This window comes from Chitinophaga caseinilytica (genome assembly GCF_038396765.1).
In the GTDB taxonomy this organism is placed as follows: domain Bacteria; phylum Bacteroidota; class Bacteroidia; order Chitinophagales; family Chitinophagaceae; genus Chitinophaga; species Chitinophaga caseinilytica.
Genome location: NZ_CP150096.1, coordinates 4,588,877 through 4,609,232 on the forward strand (window position 1 = coordinate 4,588,877; position 20,356 = coordinate 4,609,232).

The 20,356-nt window shown below is 55.9% G+C and carries 17 protein-coding genes and 1 tRNA gene; 11 read left to right on the forward strand and 7 right to left on the reverse strand.

The features are described from left to right. Positions 1-44: 44 nt before the first annotated feature. Complete coding sequence (locus tag WJU22_RS18840; protein WP_341839716.1) at positions 45-602, forward strand: hypothetical protein; 558 nt, start codon at positions 45-47, stop codon at positions 600-602. Here WJU22_RS18840 and WJU22_RS18845 read toward each other — a convergent pair. The 5 genes from WJU22_RS18845 to WJU22_RS18865 all read right to left on the reverse strand — a co-directional run bounded on the left by WJU22_RS18845 (position 538) and on the right by WJU22_RS18865 (position 10,214). Continuing rightward, complete coding sequence (locus tag WJU22_RS18845) at positions 538-2,568, reverse strand: heavy metal translocating P-type ATPase (protein WP_341839717.1); 2,031 nt, start codon at positions 2,566-2,568, stop codon at positions 538-540. The genes WJU22_RS18840 and WJU22_RS18845 overlap by 65 nt on opposite strands. Before the next feature lie 41 nt (positions 2,569-2,609). Next, the gene (locus tag WJU22_RS18850; protein WP_341839718.1) at positions 2,610-3,896 is read right to left on the reverse strand and encodes an efflux RND transporter periplasmic adaptor subunit; all 1,287 of its coding nucleotides are present in this window, start codon (positions 3,894-3,896) and stop codon (positions 2,610-2,612) included. A gap of 19 nt (positions 3,897-3,915) precedes the next feature. After that, the gene (locus tag WJU22_RS18855; RefSeq protein ID WP_341839719.1) at positions 3,916-8,238 is read right to left on the reverse strand and encodes a CusA/CzcA family heavy metal efflux RND transporter; all 4,323 of its coding nucleotides are present in this window, start codon (positions 8,236-8,238) and stop codon (positions 3,916-3,918) included. A 190-nt stretch (positions 8,239-8,428) separates the two neighbouring features. Further along, positions 8,429-8,740, reverse strand: a complete 312-nt coding sequence (locus WJU22_RS18860) for a DUF6660 family protein (protein WP_341839720.1) — start codon at positions 8,738-8,740, stop codon at positions 8,429-8,431. A 70-nt stretch (positions 8,741-8,810) separates the two neighbouring features. Beyond that, entirely contained in the window at positions 8,811-10,214 is a 1,404-nt protein-coding gene (locus tag WJU22_RS18865) for a S41 family peptidase (protein WP_341839721.1), read from the reverse strand. A gap of 264 nt (positions 10,215-10,478) precedes the next feature. On the opposite strand from WJU22_RS18865, the gene WJU22_RS18870 reads away from it, so the two are divergent. The 4 genes from WJU22_RS18870 (at position 10,479) to WJU22_RS18885 (ending at position 14,394) form a co-directional block, all read left to right on the forward strand. Further along, complete coding sequence (locus WJU22_RS18870) at positions 10,479-11,369, forward strand: lysophospholipid acyltransferase family protein (RefSeq protein ID WP_341839722.1); 891 nt, start codon at positions 10,479-10,481, stop codon at positions 11,367-11,369. A 9-nt stretch (positions 11,370-11,378) separates the two neighbouring features. Next, positions 11,379-12,398 (forward strand): fatty acid desaturase family protein, encoded by a 1,020-nt coding sequence (locus WJU22_RS18875; protein ID WP_341839723.1) that lies wholly within the window; start codon positions 11,379-11,381, stop codon positions 12,396-12,398. 93 nt (positions 12,399-12,491) lie between these two features. Further along, entirely contained in the window at positions 12,492-13,403 is a 912-nt protein-coding gene (locus WJU22_RS18880) for an AraC family transcriptional regulator (protein ID WP_341839724.1), read from the forward strand. A 67-nt stretch (positions 13,404-13,470) separates the two neighbouring features. After that, the gene (locus tag WJU22_RS18885) at positions 13,471-14,394 is read left to right on the forward strand and encodes an alpha/beta hydrolase (RefSeq protein ID WP_341839725.1); all 924 of its coding nucleotides are present in this window, start codon (positions 13,471-13,473) and stop codon (positions 14,392-14,394) included. A 13-nt stretch (positions 14,395-14,407) separates the two neighbouring features. Here WJU22_RS18885 and WJU22_RS18890 read toward each other — a convergent pair whose 3' ends face one another. Further along, entirely contained in the window at positions 14,408-14,893 is a 486-nt protein-coding gene (locus WJU22_RS18890; protein WP_341839726.1) for a transposase, read from the reverse strand. Between the two features lie 143 nt (positions 14,894-15,036). On the opposite strand from WJU22_RS18890, the gene WJU22_RS18895 reads away from it, so the two are divergent. Continuing rightward, on the forward strand, positions 15,037-15,726 hold the full coding sequence (locus WJU22_RS18895) for a MarR family winged helix-turn-helix transcriptional regulator (RefSeq protein ID WP_341839727.1): 690 nt from the start codon (positions 15,037-15,039) through the stop codon (positions 15,724-15,726). Positions 15,727-15,759: 33 nt separating this feature from the next. Beyond that, entirely contained in the window at positions 15,760-16,302 is a 543-nt protein-coding gene (locus WJU22_RS18900) for an NADPH-dependent FMN reductase (RefSeq protein WP_341839728.1), read from the forward strand. 174 nt (positions 16,303-16,476) lie between these two features. Here WJU22_RS18900 and WJU22_RS18905 read toward each other — a convergent pair whose 3' ends face one another. Continuing rightward, positions 16,477-17,925, reverse strand: coding sequence for a PLP-dependent aminotransferase family protein (locus WJU22_RS18905; RefSeq protein WP_341839729.1), 1,449 nt, complete (start codon positions 17,923-17,925; stop codon positions 16,477-16,479). Between the two features lie 87 nt (positions 17,926-18,012). Between WJU22_RS18905 and WJU22_RS18910 the strand changes: the two genes are divergently transcribed. From WJU22_RS18910 to WJU22_RS18925, 4 genes are all read left to right on the forward strand, one after another. After that, positions 18,013-18,459, forward strand: a complete 447-nt coding sequence (locus tag WJU22_RS18910) for a GNAT family N-acetyltransferase (RefSeq protein ID WP_341839730.1) — start codon at positions 18,013-18,015, stop codon at positions 18,457-18,459. A gap of 14 nt (positions 18,460-18,473) precedes the next feature. Beyond that, positions 18,474-18,547: transfer RNA gene (locus tag WJU22_RS18915), tRNA-Cys, on the forward strand. A gap of 6 nt (positions 18,548-18,553) precedes the next feature. Beyond that, entirely contained in the window at positions 18,554-19,417 is an 864-nt protein-coding gene (gene pdxY / locus WJU22_RS18920; protein WP_341839731.1) for a pyridoxal kinase, read from the forward strand. A 21-nt stretch (positions 19,418-19,438) separates the two neighbouring features. Then, complete coding sequence (locus WJU22_RS18925; RefSeq protein ID WP_341839732.1) at positions 19,439-20,176, forward strand: ATP-binding protein; 738 nt, start codon at positions 19,439-19,441, stop codon at positions 20,174-20,176. Positions 20,177-20,356: the final 180 nt, after the last annotated feature.

Genomic DNA, 20,356 nt, shown 5'->3' on the forward strand with positions numbered 1-20,356 from the left:
GGCCGTTCTTCTTCCCCTTATTTATCATCTACAACCAACCATATATGGAAGCACCATTCATACGGCTGCCTTATTTCTACGTGTGCCCTGCATTCGTGCAGGAGCTGAGCCAACATCCTTTAAAGACCCGCCAGGCACTGGCAGCAAATCGGCTCACGGCCGGCCAGTTCCAGGAGTTCATCAAAATGGCGGAGGTCAGCTGGCTGGAGCTTTGCTACGTCCTGAAGCTGGACGTTACCTCCATTCCGGAAACGATGCGCCGCTTCTTCCTCAAAGATGATATGCGCAACACCTTCCTGGAAGTGCTCACCATTTATGGAAAGGGGTACAGGGCTACGGGCAACATTTCCCTGTTCAACCGCTGGATGCGGACGGAACGGGTGTACCTCGGCTTCCTGTCGCCCATTTCCATGCTGGGGAGCCCCGCCGGCCGGGAGCTGGTACATTATTGGATCAAGCGTTCCATCTGGACCGGGAGGCAAAATAAAGATGGAACCACCATCGCGGAGTTCCTGGATGAAGGGAAATCAGCAGCCGCTATTTCGACGGACTTGCCGGCCCGTGTTGGCCCCACTTGTAAGCCAGCAGCCGCAGTGCGTTGAACACCACTACCAGCGTAGACCCTTCGTGCGCGATCACTGCCGGGCCGATAGATGCGATGTCCAGGATCGTGAGCGGGATCAGCACCGCCACCACGCCCAGGCTGATCACCAAATTCTGCCGGATGATCTTGCGGGCCTGGCGGCTCAGGCCGATCGCGAAGGGCAGGAGCGAGAGCTTATCGCCCATAAGCGCGATGTCTGCCGTTTCCAGCGCCACATCGCTGCCCGCGGCGCCCATGGCGATGCCGACGGTGCTTTTCGCCATGGCGGGCGCATCGTTCACGCCATCGCCGACCATGGCTATCTTGCTTTCGTCTTTCGTCAGTTGCTGGATCACTTCCACTTTCTGCTCGGGCAACAGGTTGGCATATACGTCCATCACGCCTACAGCTTCCGCTACCGCTTTGGCGACTTCCCCGTTATCGCCCGTGAGCATGGCCATCCGGCGGATACCTGCGGCCTTGAGCTCCTGCAGCGCCTGCCGGGCTTCCGGGCGCGGGGTGTCCATCACCGCGATCATGCCGATGTATTCCCGGTTGCGACGCACCAGCATCGTTGTATTGCCTTCCTTTTCGGAAGCGGACACTTTCTCCGCGACGGATGCGTCGGGCGGGGCATCATCGAGCGACTGGAACAGCGCCATGTTGCCCATATAGATCGCATCATTGCCCAGGGCGGCTTTGATCCCTTTTCCCAGTACGGCTTCCAGGTCGTGCGCGGGTGGGATCGCTTCGTCCTTCAGCCGTTCCCGTCCATCCCGCGAGATCGCCTTTGCGATAGGGTGATCGCTGAGGGATTCTACGGCCACCACGATCTTCAGCAGTTCCGTTTCGGACATGCCCGTTAGTGGAACGATCTTCGTCAGTTTGGGTTTGCCTTCCGTGAGCGTACCGGTTTTATCGAAAGCCAGCACTTCCAGTGCGCCGAGGTCTTCCAGCGGCCCGCCGCCCTTAATGAGCACGCCGGCTTTCGCCGCGCGCGCCACGCCGCTGAGCACGGCACTGGGTGTGGAAATGGCCAGGGCACAGGGGCTTGCGGCCACGAGCACCGACATGGCGCGATAGAAGCTTTTGCTGAAGGGCTCGTCGACCACCAGGTACGCGAAGCAAAGCGCCGTGACGAGGATGAGGACCGCCGGCACGAAGAATTTCTCGAATTTATCGGTGAACAGCTGCGTGGGGGATTTTTGCGATTGCGTTTCATTGACGAGCCTGATCAGCCGCGATAACGTAGAATCCGCCGCCAGCTTGGTCACCTTCACTTCCAGCAGTTCGTTGCCGTTGATGGTGCCCGCAAATACTTTGTATTCCGCGTCCAGCGAAGTTGCCTTTTCAACGGGCATCTCCGGGTCGGGCGCGGCTTTCTTATCTACCGGCATGCTTTCGCCGGTGATGGGCGCCTGGTTCACGCTGCTGCTGCCTTTTACGATGAACCCGTCTGCGGAGATCTTCGTATTCGGGCGCACCACGATCACGTCTCCCAGGTTCAATGCACTGATCGGCACTTCCTTCGTATCCCCGTTTTGCTTTAGCAGCGCCGTTTTGGGCGCCAGGTCAGACAAAGCGGCGATGGATTTGCGGGCGCGCTCCATGGCGAAATGTTCCAGCGCATGCCCGAGGCTGAACAGAAACAGCAATAATGCGCCTTCGGCCCAGCTGCCCAGGAATCCCGCGCCGGCGGCGGCTACCAGCATGAGGAAATCGATCTCGAACTTCCCTTTGGCGATGGTCTGTACGGCTTCTTTCGCGGTAAAGAAACCGCCGAAGAAATACGCGCCGATATACAATATCAGCGGCACGATCTGCGGCACCGCTGTAAACCTGGACAGTAGGAACCCTATCCCCAGCAACGCCCCGCACAGCAGGGAGAATACCAGTTCGGTGTTCTTCCCGAAAACGCCGCCATGCGAGTGCCCTTCGTGCGATTCTTCGTTAGCCGCTACGGCAGCCGGTTTCGATTCATTCATGGGATATGCGGTTAAAGTCAAGTAATCCGGGAATCCACGCGCTAGTGCGCGTGGGCCTCTCCCTGGTTCGTCATTTTCGCCAGTACGAAAAACGCGCCTTTCACGACGATTTTTGCATTGGCGGGAATTTCCTTCAGCAGGGTTATTTCCGTATAACCGATGTCTGTAGTGCCTTTCACGACGGGTATCTTCTCGAACGTAAGGCCATCGCCGGTGGCGGCGGGCTTTTCTTCTTTATGGTCGTGCGCTTCGCCTTCGTCGTGCGAATGCCCATGGTCTTTTTCGTCGTGATGTTCGTCTTCCGTATGTGCGTCCGTCACGATGAAAACGAAATCCTGGCCCTGATGGTTCACGATCGCGTCTGTAGGCACTGCCGGCACACTGGCTTTTTCGAGGCTGATGATGGCGGTAATGCTCATCCCATCTATCAATCCGGTTTTATCGCCTTTCACTTTCGCGTGAACGGACACCGCTTTCGCTTCGCCTTCGAACGTGGAGCCGAGGGAGAAGATTTCCGCGTCATATTCCTTCCCGGGGTTGTTCGTCAGTGTGAAATGGATCACCTGGCCGTTGCGGAGCTTCGACAGGTCTTTTTCATATACGAACAGATCGAGGTGCAATTGGCTATTGTCAACGATATCGGCGATGGGCGACGTCAGGTCTACATAACTGCCCATCTGCACGCCCACGCTGCTCACCACGCCACTGATGGGGCTGCGCACCGCCAGTTCCGACACCAGTTTCCCGTTGGAGATCGCCGAAGGTTCGATGCCCATCATGCGGAGCTGCTGGCCCAGGTTCGATTGCTGGGTTTGCAGGGTTTTGAGCTCCGCTTCCGCCGCCTGGAGGTTCTTCAGCGCACCGGCGTTGCCGGCCGTCAGTTCACGCTGCCGGTTCAATTCCTGTTCCGCCAGTTTGATCCGTGTTTGCACCGTCAGGTATTCGCTTTGGGATTGGGCGAAGGCAGGGTTGCCGATGGTGGCGATCACCTGTCCTTTTTTCACCGTATTTCCCGGCTGCACGAGCAGCGAACGGATGACGCCGCTGTACAGGGAATTGACGATGGCCTTGTTCTGGTTCGGGACGCGCAGCATGCCGTTCGTTTTCAGGGAAGCCGTGAGCTGTTTGGTTTCCAGCGACCCGGTGGTCAGCCCGATGGATTTGACCTGTTCTGCCGTAAACGAAACGGTATTGGGATTTTCGTGTGCGTGTTCTTCGTGTTCGCCCGACTGCGCTTCCTTTTCCGCTTCCTTTTGACCGGAAGGCGAACAGGCGGCGAGCCACAGGGCGCCGGCGCAAAGCATGGAGATAATGATATTGCTGCTCATTGTTTGCAAGCTTGAATATTTACAAATTATTGAAGTAGTTGTACTGGATAACGGCCTGGTTGTAGCTGTTGAGCACGTCCAGGTAGTTTTGGCGGATGGTGATGGCCTGGGTCATGAACTGCGACAGTTCTGCGAAGCTGATCTCACCCGAACGGTAGGCGAGGGTAGCGGCGCTGATGATCTGATCTGCCTGCTTCAGCCCGGAGGCTTCGTAAAACGCCAGCATGCGCCCGTTTTTCTCGACCTCTTTCATCATTTGCGCCTGCTGTGTCGTAAACACCTGCCGGTCGTATTCCAGCTGTTTCTGCTGAACGTCGGCCTCCGCCCGGGCTGCGCGCACTTTATTGCGATACGCGCCCATGCCGAACAAGGGCACGGAAGCCGTCACGGAAAAACCGCTGAACGGATCGTTCACGCCATACAACCGTTGACTGAAGAACCTCCCTGAAAACTCGGGCCGGTTCTCGTTTTTCGCCACCGCCACACCGGCCGATGCGATGTTCACGTTCTGCTGTTGCAGCGCCAGCGTGGGATGCAGGCTGTCGGAACCCGGCACCGCGAAAGTAAATGCCAGTTTCTCCAGCGGCTGCGCTACAGGAAGGATGGCCTCGCCGGTATTCAGTAGCTGCCGGAGCGATTGCTGCTGTATCGTGATATCGTCTTTCACCTGCGCCAGTTGCGCCTGCAGCTCGCGCAGCTTCGCCTGCGCGGAGATACTATCCAGCCCCGGGTTCTCACCGGCTTTTACGCGGAGCACGGCGGCGTCGGACATGGATTTGTAGATACTGTCGAGCTGGTGGAAGAGGTTTTCCTTGTCGTTGAGGTACCAGAGCTGATAATATACCTGCCGGATGTCGCGCTTCACGGAAATGCCAAGCAATGCGCCGTTGGCCTGGAAGTACCGCGCCTGTTCTGAATACAGTTGCTTCTGGGCCTTGTAAAGCCCCGGCCAGGCGATGGCCTGGGTGATGCCGACTTTCAGGATACCGGTATGGTCTGTGGGCCGGAGGTCTTCATTCTCCGCGAAAACGCCCGTTTTGGGCAGCATCCCGGCGGATTTGATTTGCACGTTGGCCTTGTTGAGCTGTGCGGCGTTGATGCCGAATTGCTGGTTCTGTTGCGCCATTCCCATCACTTCACCGATCCCCATCCGTTTGCCGGGATCCTGTGCAGCCGCGCCCCGCGGGTACATCAATAACCCAAGCACCACAATGGCTGCCACAGCGGGAGGGAACTTCCGCTTCCAGCCGTCGGAGAAGAGGATGTACAGCAAAGGTAACACCACCAGCGTAAGGAAAGTGGCGGTAACGAGGCCGCCGATCACCACCGTCGCCAAAGGCCGCTGCACTTCCGCGCCCGCGCCCCTCGACAATGCCATGGGCAAAAACCCGAACGAGGCTACCATAGCGGTCATGAGCACCGGCCGCAACCGGATCTTCGTGCCCTCGATCACCCGTTTCACCACATCGGTAATACCGTCTTTTTCCAGTTGGTTGAACGTACTGATCAGCACGATCCCGTTCAGCACCGCCACGCCGAACAATGCAATGAACCCTACACCGGCGGATATACTGAACGGCATCCCGCGCAGCAGCAACGCAAACACGCCGCCGATGGCGCTCATGGGGATGGCCGTGAAAATCAGCACCGATTCCTTTACGGACCGGAACGTAAAATATAATAACATAAATATCAATGCCAATGCGATCGGAACGGCGATCATCAACCGGCCGGAAGCTTCCTGCAGGTTTTCGAACGTGCCGCCGTAAGTATAGTAATAGCCCTCGGGCAGGATGTTCGCAGCAGCCAGCTTTTGCTGGATTTCCTTTACAACGCTCTGCACATCGCGGTCGCGCACGTTAAAGCCCACTACGATCCGCCGGCGGCCTTCTTCGCGGCTGATCTGCGCAGGGCCTTCCCGGAACGAGATGTCTGCCAGCTGCGAAAGCGGCACCTGGTTGTTGTTGGGCAGGGCCACGAAAAGATCGCGCACATCATCGATGGAGGAGCGGCTGGCACTGTCGAGCCGCACTACGAGGTCAAACTTCCGTTCGTTCTCGAAAACCACGCCGGCAGATTCACCGGCAAATGCGGTGCGCACGGTCTGGTTGATATCGGCGATGTTCATCCCGTAAGCCGCGATTTTGGCGCGATCATACAGAACGGTAATCTGCGGCAATCCGGTAGTTTTTTCGACCTGGGGCTCTGTGGCACCGCGGACCGACTGCACCACCGCCGCCACTCGGGGAGCCAGGGCTGCGAGGGTATCGATGTTCTCGCCGAAGATTTTTACCGCTACATCTTGCCGGACGCCCGTCATCAGTTCGTTGAACCGCATCTGGATGGGCTGGTTGTATTCGAAGAACACACCCGGGATTACTTCCAGCTTTTCGAGCATCGCTTCCGCGAGGCCTTCGTAGGTTTTGGCGGTCGTCCATTCGGATTTGGGTTTGAGGAGGATCATCACGTCCGTAGCTTCGGGCGGCATGGGATCGGTAGGCACTTCAGCGCTGCCGGTTTTACCCACTACCATTTTCACTTCGGGGAACTGGCGGACGATGCGGCTCGCCTGCATGGAGGTTTCAATGCTTTGCGACAGCGATGTTCCCTGCGGCAGGATGCAATGGAAAGCGAAATCGCCTTCTTCCAGCTGCGGGATGAACTCGCCGCCCATCCGGTTGAAAAGCATGACCGTCAAGATAAATACCGCTACGGTTACTGCTACCACGGCCACTTTGAAGCGGATCGCCCAATCGAGGACGGGCTTGTACAACCGGTGGAAGAAGTCCATCATCCGGTCGGAGAAATTCTTCTTGTGGGATAATTGTTTGGGAAGAATGAGGGCGCTCATCATGGGGATGTAAGTCAGGGAAAGGATGAGCGCGCCGAGGATGGCGAAGGCCACGGTTTGCGCCATGGGCTTGAACATCTTGCCTTCGATGCCCACCAGCGTGAGGATCGGAATGTACACGATCATGATGATAATTTCCCCGAAAGCCGCGCTGTTCCTGATTTTGGAGGCAGACACGAATACTTCCTCGTCCATTTCCGCCTGGGTGAGGCGGTGCGTGGTTTTGCGAAGGCCGAGGTGATGGAGGGTCGCTTCCACGATGATCACCGCTCCGTCTACGATCAACCCGAAATCGATCGCGCCGAGGCTCATGAGGTTGGCGCTCACCCCGAAAAGCCGCATCATGCCCAGGGCAAACAACATCGCCAGCGGAATGGCCGACGCTACGATAAGGCCCGCCCTGAAATTCCCCAGGAACAGCACCAGCACGAATATCACGATCAGCGCCCCTTCGATGAGGTTGGTTTTCACCGTACTGATGGCGCGGTCTACCAGGTCTGTCCGGTCGAGGAAAGCTTCCACCACCACATCGTCAGGCAATGATTTCTGAATAGTGACGAGTTTCTCCTTCACCCGGTTCACCACTTCGGCACTGTTGGCGCCTTTCAGCATCATCACGATGCCGCCGACCACTTCCTTCTCGCCGTTGTACGTAACGGAGCCGTACCGGATGGCGCTGCCAAGCTTCACTTCCGCCACGTCGCGCACCAGCACGGGAATACCGTTGACGGTTTTCACGACGATGTTGCGGATGTCTTCCATATTGCCCACCAGCCCGATGCCGCGGATGAAATAGGCGCTGGGTTTCTTATCGATATAGGCGCCGCCGGTATTTTCGTTGTTTTTGGCCAGTGCATTGAATATCTCGGCGATGGTGACGTTCATGCCCTTCAGCTTCGCCGGGTTCACGGACACTTCGTACTGTTTGAGCATCCCGCCGAAACTGTTCACATCCGCAACGCCCTTGATGCCGTAGAGCTGGCGCGCCACGATCCAGTCTTGCATCGTGCGCAGGTCCATGGCCGAATATTTGTTTTCCGACCCTTTTTTGGGGTGCAGGATATACTGATACACTTCTCCCAGGCCCGTGCTCACCGGCGCCAGTTCCGGGGAACCGATGCCTTTGGGGATATTTTCTTCCGCCTCTTTCAATCTTTCGCCGATCAGCTGCCGCGCAAAATAAACATCGACTTCATCGTCGAAAACGACCGTCACCACGGAAAGCCCGAACCGCGAAATGGAGCGCATCTCCACCAGATCGGGGAGGTTGGCCAGGCTTTGTTCGATGGGGTAGGTCACCAGTTGTTCGGTTTCCTGGGCGGCGAGGGTAGGTGTTTGGGTGATGATCTGCACCTGGTTGTTGGTGATGTCTGGCACGGCATCTACCGGCAGGTGCATCGCGCTCCAGGTGCCCCAGGCCACCAGCGCCAGCGTGAACAGGCCAATGATCAGCTTGTTCTTTATACTGAAATGGATAATTCTGTTGAGCATAGTCAATAAATCGATGAATAAAACGGGGTATGCAGCGGCATCCGATCAAAGATCGAAGCACATCCCTGCGCAAACGGGCACCAGCGTCACGGACAGCTATCGCCAAAACAAAGTTTTCGCTTCGAAAGTTGACGGATACACGATCACACATTGCCGGTGCCGGCAAATACAAACTTGTTGGTTAGGTAAATTAAGCCTGGGGAGGTTGCCATACGGCCGGGGAAACATCGGTAATGATGCCGGCGGGCATTTCGGAGTAGTTAAAAGCAGAATGGCCGGATTGCACGGGGATGAGATACCCGACCGGCAGAATTACGGACGCCGCACAGCAACCGCAGGCGCAGAGCGGCGAGCAGAAGTCCACATGCTCGTGGTGCTCCGTTCCCGCATCCGCCAGCTGGTAACCGCTGGACGCAGTCACCTGGCCAACCAGCTCGTCGCTGCAGGTAGTGGTGCTGAATGCCAGGATCACAATGCTCAATATGAGGGCGATAATTCTCACTGGAACAAAAGTAACGCAATTTGCCAACAGGTATTATTTTATTATAATAACCATGTTGCAATTTTACCGCTCATCGCTGCGGCGTGGACGCCGTTGCTCCGGTTTGCCGTTTGACGAGAACGCGTTTGATGAGCTGCGCCTTATCGTCGGTCAACGGAATGGGCAAATCGGGGATCAGCTGGTTGTTTTCCGTATCTCCACTGGGCCGCAGCCACCTTTTCACACCGAAAAGCAGCCGCACTTTGGTGTTTGGCAATGCTGTATTGTACATTTCCCCGAATTTGTTGGGATGCCCGAGCGTAGGCGTTTCCCCTACGATCGTGGCCAGTTGGTTGTCTTTGATGATCGTCGCGAACATCATGGCGCTGCTGAAAGTACCGTTGCCCACCACGATGAACACCTTGCCGGCAAAGCGTCCCGGCCTTTCATCGGGCCGGACGGTATCTCCGGCGATATGGATCAGGTCGCCTTCGTTGGCGGCTTTATAATAGTCGGGCGCATCCATGCCCCAGGATTTCAGGAGCCTGATATACGATTCGCTCCGCCTGAAATCGACGCTGTACCCGCGGTACGGTTTTCCGTTGAACCCATCGATGAGCATGCTGCCAACGACCGACTGGCCACCGCTGTTTTTGCTCACATCGATGAAAAGGTATTTCGGCGCATCGGCTTTCACCTGTTCATAAATCGTGTCGATCCGGCGCTGGACGGCGTCGAGGTCCTGGTGCGGGACGTTGAAGGAACAGGCATTGATGTACCCGGCGTCGCCGATATTTTCATAATACACATAATCCTGGCACTGCACGTTCCATCCGGATTGCCGGTCGAGCTCGGCTTTCCAGGTATTTGCGGAAACGCCGGCCAGGCGGACCGTTTTCCCGTTGCGGGTCGTTATTTTAAAATGCGAGCGGGCGTCGGGGACGGTCCAGGTATAGAGGTAGCCGAATTGTTTGAGGGCCTTTTCCAACCGCTGTTCGGGATACCCGGACGAATAGCCGGCCGACCGTTTCACCAGTTTATCGATATCTTCGAGATCGATTTGGGTGATGACGTCTCCCGGTTGAAGGGGGCTTCCTTCATTGAGTATCTTATCGATCCGGTAATTTTTCCCGTCGAAGGCCAGGGTGATGGGTAGAAACGCGCCGCCGCTTCTGTAGGGCGTTTCCAGCAGGCTGTCGGGCAAAGATACCTGGGCGTGCTCGTCGCACAGCCGGGCGAAAAGCGGTTTTATCTTCTTCATGAAAGCCGTGGCGGTGAGGGAGTCCTTCAATCCGGAATGTATTTCCGAAAACAGCCGGTCGTATTCCTTTTGGTCGATTTCCGTGTACGGATAAGCGTGCACGTTGTAAATCTGCTGTTTCACAAGTGCCAGGTCTTCTTGCAGCTGCCGGGGCGAAAGTTTTACATCTTGCTGCGCAAATGCGTGAGCCGCTGCGAGCAGTAAAGAGAACAGGGAATATCCTAATTTTTTCATGGTCTGGAACGGCGAATAGCTAAAAATAATTTTTTTGGATAGGGGCCGGATCAAAAATATCCGTTATCATACAAGACAATTTTGAAAATATCCGGCGGTGGCGAAGCTATAAACGCAACAAATGTTGCAATTATTACACGTCGAAATCCGTGATTTGTACAATTTTAACACAATATTATCATGTATATCACACTAAAGTATTACTTATTTCAGTTTAAGGAAGGTAATTTCACAATTTAATCGCAACCTACAACTTGTGCCATTTTGAGTATTGTTCTCTACTACCTTTTACTGCCGGTGGTTTACTTCATCAGTATCCTTCCGTTTCCGCTCCTTTACGGGTTGTCAGACGTATTTTTCTGTCTGCTGTACTACGTAGTGGGATATCGTAAGAAAGTTGTGCTGCAAAACCTGGCGAATTCCTTTCCGGACAAGTCGCCGGAAGAGCGCGCCCGGATCTGTCGTGATTTTTATCGTTATTTCTGCGACCTGTTCCTGGAGACCTTTAAAACCCTGACTATCAGCAAAGCCGCCATGTTGCGGCATTGTTCGCTCACGCCTGAAACGGTAGCGCTGTTCAAGCGGCTGCATGCCGAAGGCAAAAGCGTGGTGCTGGTGATGGGGCATAAGGGCAACTGGGAATGGGCGGGCAATTCGTTCAGCATTTTGTGCCCGCAGCAATTGTACGTAGTGTACCATCCGCTGGCCAGCAAACATTATGATGGCTTGATGTACAGGATGCGCACGCGCTTCGGCACCAAGCTCATCGCCATGCAGGACACGTTCCGCGAAATGGTAAAGCTCCGGGGAGAAATCAACGCCACGGCGCTGATCGCCGACCAAAGCCCCCGGCCAGACACTGCCCAGTGGGTGAATTTCCTGCACCAGGACACGCCGGTGTTCACGGGCACGGAAAGGATCGCGTCGAAAATGAATTACCAGGTGGTATATGTTTCCGTTACCCGCACTAAGCGCGGTTACTATTCCGTATCCGCGGAAGTTTTGGTGGAATCTCCCGCACAGGAGGCTCCCGGGAACATCACCACGCTTCATACCGCACGGTTGGAAGCCGACATCATCGACCAGCCCGCCACCTGGCTCTGGTCGCACCGCCGCTGGAAACACAAGAGAAAACAGGAACCCGCCACAGTTTAAAATATCGTGATGTTAGAAGGAAAACAACTCATTTTGGCCACCAAGCCTTTTGCCCAGGAAAAACGTGCCCTCAGCTGGTGGTACACTTTGTCTACGCTATGCCTGCTCATTGCCTCGCTCACCGCTACCGTGGTGGTGCCGTGGCTGGGGCTGCGGATCGCGTTCAGTGTACTGTCTGGCCTGCTGATCGTCCGCATGTTCGTTATTTATCACGATTACCAGCACCATTCCATCTTAAAGAACAGCCCGGCGGCCAACGCCATCATGACCATTTTCGGTATTTATATTCTTGCCCCATCCAGCATCTGGAAGCGGTCGCACGATTACCATCACCAGCATAATTCAAAACTGTACAGCGCCAGCATCGGTTCTTACCCCATCGCTACGATAGACGGGTTCCTGGCCATGAGCCGTGGCGAGCGCCGGATGTACCTGTTTACGCGCCATCCGCTCACCATCCTGTTCGGCTACCTGTTCATGTTCATCATCGGGATGTGCGTGAATTCGTTCTTCGCCAGCCCCCGCCGCCATTACGATGCCCTCATCGCGCTGGTGGCACATGTGGCGCTGACGGTCGCCGTAATTCTCACGGCTGGCTGGCTGACATGGCTGCTCCTCGTACTGGCACCCGTTTTCATCGCCTGCGCGATCGGGACTTACCTTTTCTATGCGCAACATAATTTCCCCGGCGTGGTCTTCAATACGAAAGAAGAATGGTGCTACGACGATGCGGCGCTGCTGTCGTCCAGCCACATGGTGATGAGCCCTGTCATGGCCTGGTTTACCGGCAATATCGGTCTTCATCACATCCATCACCTCAACGCCCGGATACCTTTTTACCGTTTGCCGGAGGCTTATGCGAAGATCCCCGAGCTGCAGGGAGCTACCACTACCACTTTATGGCCGAAAGATATCCGTGCCTGTTTCCGGCTGAAGGTCTGGGACCCGAAAACCCGGATGATGACGGGCGTGAAGGCGCTTCGCAAAGACGAGGCGTATGCCGCAAAATTCCGTCCTTCCGCTGTGTAGGCTGCATTGCAATTTAAAAAGCCACGCCGGTCTCCAGGGCCCGCGTGGCTTTTTTAGTTAATTGCAGTAATATTGGGAACAGAAGGCCGCACCATGTATATCACCCGATTACCCGATCATTCAGACCCTCAGTTCGACGAAGCCGCGCATTTCGCCCGGTTCCGGAAACAAAACATGGTGTTCAGCGCCGAAAGCCACGATGCGCATTGCGATGAGCACATCGGCTGCCTTTCCGTGAAAACGCTCCTGCGTGGCGCCGAAACGTATGGGATCGATGGGCGGAAGGTGACCGTCCGCCCGGGGCAATTCCTCATCCTGAATAACGATCAACCGTATTCCTGCCGCATCTCCGGGCCGGGAGCCGCGCATGCATTGTCGGTTTTCTTTAAAAGCGATTTCGCGGCGGCGGTGCTGACAGCCGCCATGCACACGGACGCGTACCTGCTCGACGAGCCGTTTTTCCCCGATGGCGCGCTGCCTTCGTTCTTCCAACACCTGCACGATACGACGCCGTTGATGCAACATCGCCTGCAACAGCTTGTCCAGTCGCTGGAAACGCAGGGGTATGTGGCCGCAATGGTCGACGAACAGCTCGTTTTCCTCCTGCACGACCTTGCCGGCGTGCAACAGGCAGACCGCAGGCTGGCGCGCGATGTGCAGGCGCTGAAGCCAGCTACGCGGCATGAGCTGTTCCGGCGGCTGTGCGTGGCCAAAGACGTGCTGCATACTGCGTACCATGAACCGCTCGACCTGGAGCGCCTGTGCAGGGAGGCTTGTCTTTCCGTTCCGCAGCTCGTGCGGCAGTTCAAATCCGTGTTCCGGTGCTCGCCGTACCAGTACCTCGTGCGCGTGCGGTTGGAGCAGGCGGCGCAACTGTTGCGGCAGGGAAGCCAGCCGGCGCAGGACATCGCCTGGCAATGCGGGTTCGAGAACGCGGGCGCGTTTGGCCGGGCGTTCAAATCCATGTACGGCGTACCACCGATGGCTTACCGGCAGCTACATTGAAAAATTGAGCATTTCTGCATATCGCCCTTCGCCGGCTTTGGGTAGATTTGGGTGTTAAACGTGCTTCATGTTATATAAGTTCTTCATCGCCCTTTCCCTTGTTTTTTCGCTGCAACACGCTGCCGCGCAGGATATCCCGCTGTACGAGGGCGCCATTCCCAATTCGAGGCCGGCACCGGAAGGTTATGCTGAAAAGGACAGCCTGGGACGGATTTTCAGGGTCACGAAGCCGGTATTAATTCCTTTCTTTCCGCCGGAAGGGAAGGCCAATGGTACGGCGGTGCTCATTTTCCCGGGGGGCGGGTACTTTTTGCTGTCGATGCCCGCTTGCGAAGAAATAGCGCGGGCGCTGGCGGATTCTGGCATTACGGCGTTCATCGTCAAATACCGGTTGCCGAGTGATGTGATCATGAAGGATAAATCGACAGGGCCTTTGCAGGACGCGCTGTCTGCCATCCGGCTCGTGCGCCGGCGGGCGGCGGAGTGGGGGATTGATACGCACAAGGTAGGATTGATGGGCCTTTCCGCCGGAGGGCACCTGGCATCCATGGTGGCCACCCAGCAGGAGCGGACAGCCATTCCCAATCCCGAAAACACCGATCTCCGCCCGGATTTCCTGGCGCTGCTGTACCCCGTCATCATCTACGATCCTGCTGTTCCCCGTACCCGGGAAAACCTCATCGGTAAAAATCCTTCCACCGAAACCCTCCGCCAATACAGCACCGATCAATCCGTGTCCTCCAAAACGCCACCCGCATTCCTCGTTCATGCGGCAGACGACAGTGTGATCCCGCTCAAGAACACGCTTGCGTTCTTCAACGCTTTGATACAACACAACGTCAAAACGGAACTGCACGTCCTCCAAACCGGCGACCATGGCTTTGCCCTGACCGATCTCCCCAGCGGCGGCCAGTGGTTCCAAATGTTCCAAAGCTGGCTCCGGGAGAATGGCTGGCTGACCACGACCGGGAACAGCCGTCCCTTACCGTAAGTGCACCTTTCGGTCAATGCCGCAGGTTAAAGACGCGGATGCACAGGGGAATGAGCCCGATGGAAACCGCGATGAAAATAGCCACCCGCACGTAGTTGAGCGTTTGCCAGAGAGATACTTTGTCCGCCAGGTCTGCCGCCCCGGCCTTCGTTTCCGCGATCTGCTGAAAATGAATGATGCTTGGCGCAAAGAATACCAGCGTCCAGGCGCGCACTGCGATATGCACCGCAAACGAAACCAGCAGCCAGTTCCGCGCAAAATCGATCTTCCAGCAGAAAATTAAGGCGAGGATGAATGTGATTTCGTGAATGGAATGGAACACGATCCAGAAAAACTTCAAACTGGCGCCGGACCCCAGCAGCAGGTTGAAATGCTGCGGCGGGGCGTCTGCCCACTTCGGAACGAACACCAGCGTTTCGAATACCTGCGCCCCGTTCATAAGAAAGTATACCAATGTTGTGATGAAAAGCCATAGTTCGGCCCGGGAGATGCTATCCATATAATTATGTCGTTTTCGTTATTGATTTAAATTATTTACTTCTATTTCGATGTAAAATTAGAGGTATTCTGGAATATGACAAGCTTTTTCCCTGTTTTTCCCATATTTTTACATCGAAACCGACATAATCGATGAGTGAACTTGTGAAATTAATCAGCGCCTGGGAGGCATATGCCCGGAAAAGCCCCAACGCTTCCGCCACGGAATTCTGCATGCATTTCCTCGCGCAGGAAAGCAACAACCAACTTTTCAGCGGCCTCACGCCGCCCGATCTCGACACCGTTTTCGCGAAACTGATCGGCCGGCTGGCGGGGATGCAAACCGTTTATTCCAAAATGGCCCTGCAGGAAATCCCGGGGTTCGAGCTGGAATGGTTTTACTTCCTCAGTTCTATTTATCATTTGAAAGAAGTCAAAAAGACGCAGATCATCCAATACAACTTCACGGAACAAACCACCGGCATCGACATCCTGAATAAATTGAAAACCCAGGGATTCATCACGGAACGGCCCGATCCCGAAGATAAGCGGGCCAAACTCGTCAGTCTTACGAAAACAGGGGAACAGGTGCTTTTCAGGATTTACCAGCTGCTGCACAAACCCACGCTGCTCATGTACCACGACATCGACCCTACCGACAAACAAGTGGTGATCAACATCCTGAAAAACACGGAACAAAAGCACCAGGAACTATTGTCGGGCGCGCGGAACAAATCGCTGGACGAGCTGCTGACAGCCGAATTGGGCGAAGAGAAGCTTGCGGCGTTGGCGCAGGCGCAGCAGCAAAGGATTTCGCAGTTTTCCGATGCGAAACGCCCTAACAAACATCAATAATCACCTATCTTCAGCAAAATTTTTACCATTCAGATGGCCATCAACATCCTTGCGATATCCGGCAGTACCCGGCTTCAATCCACCAATCATACGCTCATCAACATCATCGCGGCGATGTACGCCGGGAAAGCGGAGATCACGCAATTCGACGGGCTTTCCCAATTGCCGCATTTCAACCCCGACGACGACAACGATACGCCGCCACCCACCGTAACCGCCTTCCGCGACCGCCTGCGCTCGGCCGACGGCATTCTCATCTGCACGCCGGAATACGCCATGGGCGTGCCCGGCAGTCTCAAAAACGCGCTCGACTGGATAGTTTCTTCCATGGAAATGTCCCAAAAACCCGTTGCCCTTATCACGGCATCGTCTATGGGCGAACTGGCACATCAATCGCTCACGGGCACGTTGCGGGTGATCGAAGCCGATTTGCCAGATACCTCGCGCCTGCTGATCCCTTTCGTGAAAGCGATAGTCCGTGATGGCGCTATCGTAGACGCACCTACGCTGGAGAGCGTGATAAGTGTCATGGAGTCCCTGCTGCAGGGGATCGCAGCATCGCGCAGCAAGCCGTAAAAGCATCCATTACCATTTCAGGCCTATTATGCTGATAATTTTACCGGCCGAAAACATCGAATATCCTCAGAAAATACGTCCCGGCATTGGTGACCGCAACGATAGATTGGGCCGCTGAATCCAACGGATGCAGGAAACGCTTTCGGCGTGCCTCCCTCCGGCGTGCATGCAACCTCATAATCCCGCCAGGATGGCATATATCCCGTCCACCGCACTTTCCAGCTCCTCTTCGTTCATCGACGCGAAACCGAAGCGGAACGCGTTCTCCCGGGCATACACCCCCTTGATATGCAGCAGCGGCGAACCTTCCAGGGCAGTTACCGGGAACGCCGGGCGCAGTCGCACCCAGATCGCCATGCCGCCCGACGGCAACGTGTAATCCAGGAACCGACCCAGTTTTTGATCCAGTAATCCATCCAGGAAATCCCTGCGCTGGTGATAGATCTTCCGCGCCCGTTTCAGGTGCCGGCTTAGTTCCCCATCCATCATCAAGCCCGCCAGCGCATTCTGCATGTAACTGTCGTTCCCCACGTCGATGATCATGCGCAGCGCCGCACACTGCTCTACGAGGTTCTTTGGCGCGATCATGAAACCGATCCGGATAGACGGTCCCAGGATTTTGGAAAACGACCCGATGTAGATCACGTTGCCCTGGTGCCCGGCGCTCGCCAGCGGCAGATATGGCGCGGAAGTATAGTGGTACTCGAAATCGTAATCGTCTTCGATGATGGTAAAGTTGTATTGGCGGGACAGCTCCAGCAGCTTCATCCGTCTTTCCACGCTCAGCGTCACCGTTGTCGGGTAATGGTGGTGGGGGATGACGTACACCGCCGCAATTTTTTTCTTTTGACAGATGCGCCCGATCGCTTCCGTGTCGATGCCGTTTTCATCGACGTCCACTTCCAGGATATTGGCGCCGGTGACACCGAAAGCCATATTGGCGACGGGGTATCCCGGCTTTCCGACGATTACGTTGGAACCTGCGCCCAGCAACAATTGCGCGGATAGGTAAATGCTCATCTGCGCGCCGTGCGTGACGAGGATATTGTCTATCGAAATATGCAGCCCGCGGCTTTCCGAAAGATATTTGACCATTTCTTCGCGCAGCAGGTGCGTGCCCTGCGCGGAACTGACGTTCGCGCTTTTGACCGCATACCGCCGCGTGGTATAGGCACGGTAGGTTTTGAGGAGGGGATCGATGGGAGAGAGCCGGATGTCGGGATGCCCGTCGTCTATCACCAGTTCCGGCACCGCGGCCCCCGTTTCCCCGTTCGTGGGCCCGGGTATCGTTCTGAACGGCAATTCGAAAGGGCGCTGGTACCCTTCGCGGGCTTCGTCCGGTTTCCAGTTGGCGGGCTCCAGCTCGGGGATATGCTCCGAAACGGTGATCCGCTTCCGCGGCACCACCGTGATCCATTCCTGGGCAGACAGCTCTTCGTACGCCGCTACCACCGTTTTCCGGTGAACGCCGAGGTCTTTGGCCAGTTCGCGGCTTCCCGGCAAGGGCGCATTGGCTTTCAACGTGCCGTTCCGCACCGCCATGATAATGGACACGGCGATCTGCCGGTAAACCGGCGTATTGCTTTCCTTGTTGATAGATATGAGATGGGCTATCGGGATCATCTGGACTACTTGATACTTTAAATCTGGCCCCCAAATATAGTCCAATAACCCCATAGCTTTGCCTTCGTAATCAAAACTTTATACCCAATGGAATACAGCATCAGGAAAGCCAGCCTGGAAGAACTGGACGACGCCGCGGCATTATTCGACAGCTACCGTGTTTTTTACCGGCAGGCGCCGGACCTCGAAAAAGGGAAGGCATTTCTAAAAGAACGCCTCCTCAACAATGAATCCGATATTTTTCTCGCTTATGCGGATGGGAAGGCCGTGGGGTTCGTACAGCTCTACAAACTCTTCCACTACACCAAACTGCAAAAGCAATGGCTGCTGAGCGACCTGTTCGTTCACCCGGATTACCGCGGCAAAGGCCTTTCCGTTGCCCTGATCGACCGCAGCAAGCAATGGAGCCGGGAAACGGGCGCCTGCGGCCTCATGCTGGAAACGGAAAAAACCAACGATATCGGGAACAACCTGTATCCCCGCTGCGGTTTCGAGTACGACGGCCAGCATAATTATTATCATTGGTGGGGCTGATAACGGATTCCCCAGGCCGGATAGCCGAGTGGCGAGGCGGGGGATGGCACATCCCTTCACAATGGTTCGATTCCATTTCCGGCCTCCAAAAATCATGACGACCATGCCCGTAAAGCGCGACAAAACGATCATCATCCACAGCAAGGTTTCCTATGGGTACGTGGGCAGCAGTACCACCGCCCTGGTATTGCAAACCGGCCGGCAAGACGTGATAACGGTGCCCACGGTATTATATTCCAACCGGCTGGGCCTGGCCTCCGTGGGCGGAGACGTGCTGCCCACGGCGCTGTTCGCTTCCATCCTGGACGGCATTCTGCAACTGGACATCCTGGCCGAAGTGTCGTCCATCATCACCGGCTTCATCGGTTCGGCGGAACAAGTGGTCATTACGGCCGGATTCGTGGAAAAAGTGAAAGCGCGGCACCCGGACATCAGCTATCTCTGCGACCCCGTGATGGGCGATGCCGACGAATTCTACGTGGCGCCCGGCGTGGCCAAGGCCATGATCGACCGGCTCATTCCGCTGGCAGACGTGCTCACACCGAATTCCTTCGAATTGCAACAGATGCTGGGCCGCCGTTTCGCTTCGCTGGAAGAAATGACCACCGCGATCCGGGAAAACGGCCGGTTTTCGGAACAGCAACTGGTGGTGACGAGCTGCCAATTCGCGGATACGCCGCCGGGATGGATCGATATCGTTTCCCTGGACAAAGACCAGCTTCACCTGGAACGGACGCCCCGCGTGGCGGTGGACCCGCCCGGCACCGGCGAGCTCTTCGCGGCGCATATGCACCTGCAAATGCTCAACGGCGCGGCGTTCCCCCTGGCCATCCGGCGGGCGGCGCGGGTGATGCAGGCCGTGCTGGCGGGGATAAAGGCAGATAACCGCCGGGAAATGGCGCTGCAAGACATCCTGCATTCCATGGAGATCGCAGGGAGGGAAGCTGCAGGTCGATAAATTTTACGAATTTTGCGAACTATGAACGTACTGGACCTGATCATCAACGACCCGGAAAAAGTGCTGCTGGACAGTATTTTCCTGGACGACCACAGCAAAAACATGTGCGCACAGCTCATCAAGGAGCGGTTGTATTTCGAAGAACTGCGGCAATACGGTTTGCCAGTCAATAATAAAGTGCTGCTGCACGGAGCGTCCGGCTGCGGGAAAACGATGACGGCGAAGGCGTTAGCCCATGCGCTGAACAAACCCATCCTCATCCTGAACCTCAGCAACATCGTCAGCGCCAAAATCGGCGAAACGCCGCAGCAGCTGAAAATGGTGTTCGACAAAGCCGCGCGGGACGGGGCCGTTTTGTTCCTGGACGAGTTCGACCAGATCGGGAAGTCGCGGACAGACGATAAAGACGTGGGGGAGATGCGGCGGCTGGTGAACACGCTGCTGCAACTGATTGACTATTTTCCCGAAAAAGCCCTGCTCATCTGCGCCACGAACCATCCGGAGGTGATCGATACCGCCTTGCTGCGGAGGTTCCAGCTGCGGATAGATTTCCAGATGCCGGCCGCCGCCGTGCTCGATACCTATTACGATCAGCTGCTGGCGCCATTCCCCGAAGAAATGCGCGGAATCGCCCGCCGGTACGATGTTTCTTTCGCCGAAGCGAGGGATTATTGCTTCACCCTCGTCAAATCCTTACTGATCGCCAAGCTGGAAAGGGAGCGCGAAACGGCTACCATGCCCCCGCTGTGCCCGTCCTGACGCGACATTCGTTTCCCATATCCATGGCCGTTTTCCCACCCAAACTGCTTTACTTCGCCGATTGTCGATTAATAATCGTATCTTTGCAACGATTTACTACAGGCTCCTGCCTCTGCTTCTTCTGAATTAGTCTGGATTATTCTTTTCTTCCTCAGTCTTCGCTTTTCCAGCTGCCACCGA